The organism is Streptomyces sp. NPDC127595 (assembly GCF_042671685.1).
GTDB lineage: Bacteria > Actinomycetota > Actinomycetes > Streptomycetales > Streptomycetaceae > Streptomyces.
The window spans coordinates 168,081-174,553 of record NZ_JBHXWK010000017.1 but is presented as its reverse complement, the minus strand read 5'-3'; the positions used below and the strand labels follow the sequence as shown (position 1 = coordinate 174,553).

5 protein-coding genes are annotated in these 6,473 nt (G+C 71.8%); 2 read left to right on the top strand and 3 right to left on the bottom strand.

Annotated features, from left to right (window positions below):
• Positions 1–150 precede the first annotated feature (150 nt).
• The 3 genes from ACFVKT_RS37650 to ACFVKT_RS37640 are packed head-to-tail and all read right to left on the bottom strand — an operon-like array spanning position 151 to position 3,849.
• Positions 151–966, bottom strand: coding sequence for a hypothetical protein (locus ACFVKT_RS37650; RefSeq protein ID WP_385740582.1), 816 nt, complete (start codon positions 964–966; stop codon positions 151–153).
• Positions 966–2,231, bottom strand: coding sequence for a VWA domain-containing protein (locus ACFVKT_RS37645; protein ID WP_385740579.1), 1,266 nt, complete (start codon positions 2,229–2,231; stop codon positions 966–968). Before ACFVKT_RS37645 ends, ACFVKT_RS37650 begins: the two co-directional genes overlap by 1 nt.
• A 58-nt stretch (positions 2,232–2,289) precedes the next feature.
• Entirely contained in the window at positions 2,290–3,849 is a 1,560-nt protein-coding gene (locus ACFVKT_RS37640; protein ID WP_385740576.1) for an IucA/IucC family protein, read from the bottom strand.
• Positions 3,850–3,972: 123 nt separating this feature from the next.
• On the opposite strand from ACFVKT_RS37640, the gene ACFVKT_RS37635 reads away from it, so the two are divergent.
• Complete coding sequence (locus tag ACFVKT_RS37635) at positions 3,973–5,499, top strand: IucA/IucC family protein (RefSeq protein ID WP_385740615.1); 1,527 nt, start codon at positions 3,973–3,975, stop codon at positions 5,497–5,499.
• A 41-nt stretch (positions 5,500–5,540) separates the two neighbouring features.
• On the top strand, positions 5,541–6,455 hold the full coding sequence (locus ACFVKT_RS37630) for a HipA family kinase (protein ID WP_385740573.1): 915 nt from the start codon (positions 5,541–5,543) through the stop codon (positions 6,453–6,455).
• The last annotated feature ends 18 nt before the right edge of the window (positions 6,456–6,473 follow it).

The window sequence follows — 6,473 nt, the reverse complement described above, 5'->3', positions numbered from 1 at the left end:
CGCTGAACGCGCTCGTCCTCAAACGCCGGACGGGCTGAGGGGGTTCAGCCCCTCCGGCGTTTGAGGAGCGGGGGTTTGGGGGCGGAGCCCCCAAGTAGCGGGATGGGCAGGGGCGGAGGGGGCGAAAGAACCGCCCCTGCCAATGTGCGGTCAGACCCCCCGCGGCACCCCGGCCGGCCGCCCCGACCCGCGGGTCAGCGCGTACCCCCCGATACCCGCCAACGCGGCGAGCACGCCACCGAACGCGGTCCACACCCACCGGTCGGACCACCACCCGGAGGCCCACCCGTCATCGGGTTCGAGGGACGACAACGTGGCCGTGGCCGACTCCTCGGAGTCGTCCGAGGCGTCCCCGGTCGTCGCGACACCCGGAATCAGCGGCTGCGCGAGCGCCCCGTCCACAGCCGCCGCACCGCCGATCTCCTTGGAGTCCACCTGAACCTCGGCGCTCAGCGGCAGCCCCAGATCGGAGGCCTGCAGCCCGGTCGCCGTGAGTCGGATGTAGTACGTGCCCGGCAACGGATCATCGGCCCAAGTCTCCGACCAGGCACGGACGTTGCGCAGAGTGCAGGACAGCTCCACGGACGCCGCGTCCTGCGCCGCCGTCCGCGTCTGCGCCCCGTACTGGCACGCCTGCCGGCGCCGGAGCCCGTCGTACACATCGAGCTGCCAGGTCTGCGCGGCGGTCCGCGCCGAGGCGTCCGGCAGCTTCACCGTCGCCTTCACGGTGGGCCGCTGACCGGCGTCCGCGGGGAACGACCAGTACAGGTAGTCGCCCGTGGAGCCGCTCGCGGTGGCCTGCTGACCCTGTTCGATCTCGGTCGCCGTACGGAACGACGTACCGGCCTGGGTGGGTGCGGCGCTGTCGTCCGACGGGCTCGCCGAGGGCGAGGAGTCGGCGACGGCAGGGGCGGCGGCCACCCCGAGCAGGAGCAGGGTGGTGGTCAACACTCTTCGGATACGCATCAGTTGGTCCTCCATACGGCGACCCGCAGGCGCGAGATCCAGCCCCACAGCACACCGGCGAGGAAGCCGGTGAGCACGAGGGCGCCGAGCAGCCACCAGCCGCGCCCGAGGCCGAACGAGGCCACGTCGGAGGCCTGGTCCGGTGCGTCGACGACATCGACGGTCAGCTCAAGCGGCAGTCCGGGCGTGGTCTTCACACCCCCGGCGGCCGAGAAGGAGTTGGCGACCTGGATACACACCGTCTCGGCGGTGGCGTCCTCGTCGTCGCTCTCGGCCTTCGGATAGCGCAGACCCGTCGAGATGACATCGGTCCGGCCGCTGCCGGCCGCCTCACCGCGGACGATCTCCCGTCCGCTCAGGGTGACGGCCCGCAGCAACACCCCGTAGTCCGGGTTGACTTCGCGGTCCGCCGCGACGCTCACCGAGGCACGCAGCTCCTGGCCCGGTTCGACGTCCACCCGGTACCAGCGGTGCTGCGCGAACTCCTCACGGTCGGTGAAGAGCCCCGACTCGATCGTGGGCGCCTTGGCGCACGACTCGGCGCCCTCGACGGCCTGCGGCACGACCACCGGATCGGCGGCGCGGTCCACCAACTGGTTGACCTTGTCGGTGAGTTCGTCGGTGTGCTCCACCGAGGTGTACGTACCGCCGGTGGCCTCGGCGATGCAGCTCAACTGCTCGCGCATCTTGGTGTTGGGCACCAGGCCGAGCGTGTCGATGGTGAGACCGATGCCCTTGGCCGCGATCTCCCGGGCCACCTCGCACGGGTCTAGCGGGGCGCAGGTGTCCTCGCCGTCACTGATGAGGACGATGCGCTTCGAACCGTTGCCGCCGTCGAGGTCGTCGGCCGCCTTGAGCAGCGCGGGACCGATCGGGGTCCAGCCGGTGGGGACGAGCGTCGCGACGGCGGCCTTCGCCTCGGTCCGGTCCAGCGGGCCGACCGGATAGAGCTGTGCGGTGTCCTTGCATCCCGTCTTCTGGTCGTCGCCGGGGTAGTTGGCGCCGAGTGTGCGTATCCCGAGCTGGACCTCCTCGGGCGTCGCGTCGAGCACCTCGTTGAAGGCCTGCTTCGCCGCAGCCATCCGTGACTTGCCGTCGATGTCCGTGGCCCGCATCGAACCGCTGACGTCCAGTACGAGGTCGACCTTGGGAGCGGCCTGCTCCGCCGTTTCGTCGGCGACCGCGCCGGCCGGGTAGGCGATTCCGGCCGTCAGGGCGGCGAGCAGGGCGCAAAGCCCTGTCGCCAGCCGTTGTCTTGTGATCATCGGCGGATCCTATTGACCAAAGGTGTCGCGCTTCAAAACGTGACCTCTTGATCAGGCTTCAAGACAGGGACGTCACCAGTGGGTTGGGGAGCCGCGCCCAGGTGTCCCCGGGCGTCTCCGGAGTCAGCCGCATCAAGGTCAGCGCCTTGGTGGGGAGCGGCTCGTTCCGCAGGGCCGCGAGGTCCGGGGAGTCCGGCAGATCGGGTACGACCGTTTCCAGCGCCTCGCGCAGAGCGTCCGTCGATCCCGCTGTCGCGCCCAGTGCGCCGCCGACGAGGGCGCCGAACAGCTTGCGGCGCAGGGTGGTCTCGTCGTCGGTGACGATACGGCCGGCGAGGTCCGGCACCGGGATGCCGTGGCGGGCCAGGCGGGCCGGGCTGACCCGGATGTCGGCCAGGTCGCGGTAGACCAGCCGCAGAGGGGTGCCCGTGGGGGAGAGGACCACGAGAAGGTTCTGGCCGTGCGCCTCCAGGGCCACGCCCAGTTCGAGCAGGCGCAGACCGGCGGTGAGGGCGAGACGGGTGAACTCGGCCATCCAGGCAGGCGACCGGGGCAACCCGGTGGTGGCGAGGGCCGCCACCGGGACGACCCGCTCACCGGAGTTCGCGTACATGTCCGGGGACTCCCTCAACACCGCCGCCAGGTCGGGGCTGTTGGCGGTGGCGGCACCAAGGGTCCGGGTGATGTGCATCGGCACGTCCGGACGTTCCGCCATCGCCTCCATGAACGCCGACACCGTCGCGGCCGTCTCGATCGAGTACACCGAGATGTCCCGCACCGAGGAGGTCAGCCGGGCACTGAGCGCCGTCTTCACATGCGGCCCGTCCGGCAGCGCGAGGGTACGCAGGGACATCAACGGGTGCGCGGCGAAGCCCTCTTGGAGCAAGCCTCCCCTCCCCACACCCCCCGCGCCCAAGTCGCCCCCCGTGCCCAACCCGCCTGCCACGCCCAGCACATGCGCCGCCTGCCAGGGGTGGACCGGAATCAGCACCCGCTCCCCCTCCCGCAGCCACTTCGGCCACTCGCCCGTCACCAGGCAGTCGTCCGAGGCCACCAGCCCCACCTCCACCAGCGGCCGGTGCTCGGGCCCGTACGCGAGCTGCTCCGCCGCCGAGAACCCTGGCCGCGAACGGCAGTTGGGGTGGTAGGGATGCCCGTCGACGACCCGCTGCTCCCACTCCCAGCCCGCGACCGGCTCCTGGTCGGCGGCAGGCTGACCGGCGCGGGACAGGGCCAACGACGCGACGCTGTTGCCGAGTTCGGCGGCGAAGGCGGCGGCGTGCGGGACGGCAAGGGCTGTCACGAGCCGGTCCGGACGGTCGTGCCACGTGCCGTCGAGCAGTACCTCGCTGACGTACGCGGCGGTGGCGTAGGGATCCGCGCGCGGGCCGTGCAGCCGGCGGCCGTCGGCCAGCCGCAGCGTGAGACCGTCACGCCCCGCCTCGCGGCCCGCGACCCAGGGCATCGGCTCGTACGCCAGCGCACGCCACAGCCGGGTCAGCACGGCCGCCCGCGCGCCGGGCAGTGCGGCCTCGTACGGCGCCGACAAGCCGGGCCGTACGACACTCAGTTCGTCCGCGAGGGTGACCTCGGCCTCGGGTGTGGGGGGACGGTGCACCTTGGAGCTCCTTGGGTACGGGGACGTTCGTCGCGTGGTCGCTCGGGACGAGGGTCGGTCGCCGCGGTCGCCGATGACCGACGACGCGACACATAATGATCACCAGAGCACCGTATGGAACGAATGGAACGCGTGGCCCCCATGCCCCCCATGCTCCCCCCGGACGACACGGACGACCGAGAAGAAGCCGCCGACGATTATGCCGCGGCGCCGCTCCTCAATTGTCTGCTGCGGGAGGTGGGGGAGCCCGCCGGGGCCCTTGGCACCTACCGGCTCCGTGCCAGTGGCCGCCTGATCAGGGTCCGCGGCACCCGCCGACCGACCCGGCCCGAGGTGTACACCGACGGCAGCTGGCACCGGCTCACCCACGCCGAGCTGGTCGGCCTCACCGCCGAGGAACTGCGCGCCTACACCGGTCTGGCCAACTCCGAACTGCCCGTCGAGATGACCGACAGCCGGGACGCGGTCGCCGCGATCCTCACCGCGCGCGCCCGTGCCACGCCCCCCTCGGACCCGTATCTGCGCTCCGAGCAGTCCCTGATCACCGGGCATCCGCACCATCCGGCCCCCAAGGCCCGCGGCGGCGGCCCGGTCACCGGCTGGCTGCCGTACGCGCCCGAGGCGTACGCCCGTTTCCCGCTGGAGCTGCTCGCGGTGCGCGAGGACGCGCTCGTCGAGGAGGGCGACACGACCGCGCTCGACGGCCTCGGCGACCCGCCGCCCGGCTACCGGATGCTCCCCGCCCACCCCTGGCAGCTCGCCCTGGTCACCGACCGCCCGGCCATCCGGGACGCCTTCGCGGACGGCCGCCTCGTCCGCCTGGGCCGCACGGCGCACCCGCTCTGGCCCACGGCCGCGATCCGCACCTTGTACGACCCCGAAGCCGACCTCTTCCTCAAGTTCAGCCTCGATGTGCGCATCACCAACGACATCCGCCGGCTGTGGCGCCATGACCTGCTGAAACTGCGCCGCACGGACGAGGCGACCGCCACGGCCTTCGCGGCCCTCCCCGGCCCTGCGGCGTGGCTGAGCGACCGCGGCTACCGCACCGCCGACTTCGCCTTCGAGGAACTCGCCGTCATGGTCCGCGACGGACTGCACGCCCACCTCGTCCCTGGCGCGACCCCGCTCCTCGCGGCCGCCCTCGTCGAAGGCTTCGACGGCAGTCCCCTCGACCGGCTCACCGACCCCACCGACTGGTGGACGGCGTATCTGCGCCAGGTCGTGCCCCCCGTGCTGGAGGTCTTCGCACGCAACGGCGTCGTGGTCGAGGCACACCTGCAGAACACGGTGGTCGCGGTGGACGCGGACGGCATGCCCGTGCAGGCGCTCTTCCGGGACGCGGAGGGGGTGAAGCTCCTGACGGACGTGGACCGGGCCGCCGGGTGGGAGCGGCTGGTCTACTGCCTGATCGTCAACAACATCACCGAGGTCGCCGCCCTGCTCGCGGAGGACCACCCGGGCTGGGATCCATGGCCCGCCGTACGGACCGAGCTGGCCCGGCACGACCTCCCCGAGATCACGGACCTGCTCTCCTCGCCCACCCTCCCCGGCAAGACGAACCTCCTGCTGCGCTGGACGGGCGCGGACGGGGCGGACGCCCGCTATGTACCGCTGCCGAATCCACTCACGGATCCGGCCGCCGAATAATCCCCATCGCCCAGGTGACCGGCTGATTTACAGTGGCCAGTGTGCTGCGAGACGTGACTGCTGTTCGATACGTGACCCCGCTGAGGGCGGGCGGCTCCGTGCCCGGAGTCGTCGAGGCCGATGACCTGGGGACGTACGTCGTGAAGTTCACGGGCTCCGCGCAGGGCACCAAGGCCTTGGTCGCCGAGGTGATCGTCGGTGAGCTCGCGCGCGCCCTCGGGCTGCGCTTCCCCGAGCTGGTCCTGGTCCACTTCGACCCGGCGGTCGCCGCGCACGAGCCCCACCAGGAGGTCCAGGACCTGCTGCGGGCCAGCGCCGGGCTCAACCTCGGCATGGACTATCTGTCGGGCGCGAAGGACTTCACCCCGGAGATCGCCGAGGCGTTCGCCGTCGACCCGCTGGAGGCGGGCAAGGTCATCTGGCTGGACGCCCTCACGGTCAACGTCGACCGCACGGTGCACAGTTCGAACCTGATGATCTGGCCCACGCTCGGCGTCGCACCCCCGCGCCTTTGGCTCATCGACCACGGCGCCGCCCTCGTCTTCCACCACCGCTGGGACACCTCGGCGCCCGAGAAGTCATACGACTTCAGAAGCCACGCCCTCGGCGGCTACACCCCGGACACCCGCGCGGCGGACGCGGCACTCGCCCCCCTCGTGACCGAGGAGCTGCTGCGCGAGATCACGGCGCAGGTGCCCGACGCCTGGCTCGCGGAGGAGCCGGGTTTCGCGACCCCGGACGAGGCGCGTGAGGCGTACGTCCGCTATCTCCTCGCGCGTGTGCGGGCCTCCGCGCAGTGGCTGCCCACCGACTTCCCCACCGGGGAACAACTCGCCGCGGAGGACGCGGACCGCGCGGCGAAAACCCGGCGAGGCCGGCCGAACTGGCTCAAGCAGGTCCCCGACCTGCACGGCAAACCGGCAGCGGAACAGGATTGGTCGGTGCACCTCGGATGACGGCGGAGACGGCGGAGA

Excerpts from the sequence above, each read along its gene's own strand:
- ACFVKT_RS37645 (WP_385740579.1), bottom strand. The coding sequence starts at position 2,231 with ATGATCACAAGACAACGGCTGGCGACAGGGCTTTGCGCCCTGCTCGCC.
- ACFVKT_RS37635 (WP_385740615.1), top strand. The coding sequence starts at position 3,973 with ATGGAACGCGTGGCCCCCATGCCCCCCATGCTCCCCCCGGACGACACG.
- ACFVKT_RS37650 (WP_385740582.1), bottom strand. The coding sequence starts at position 966 with ATGCGTATCCGAAGAGTGTTGACCACCACCCTGCTCCTGCTCGGGGTG.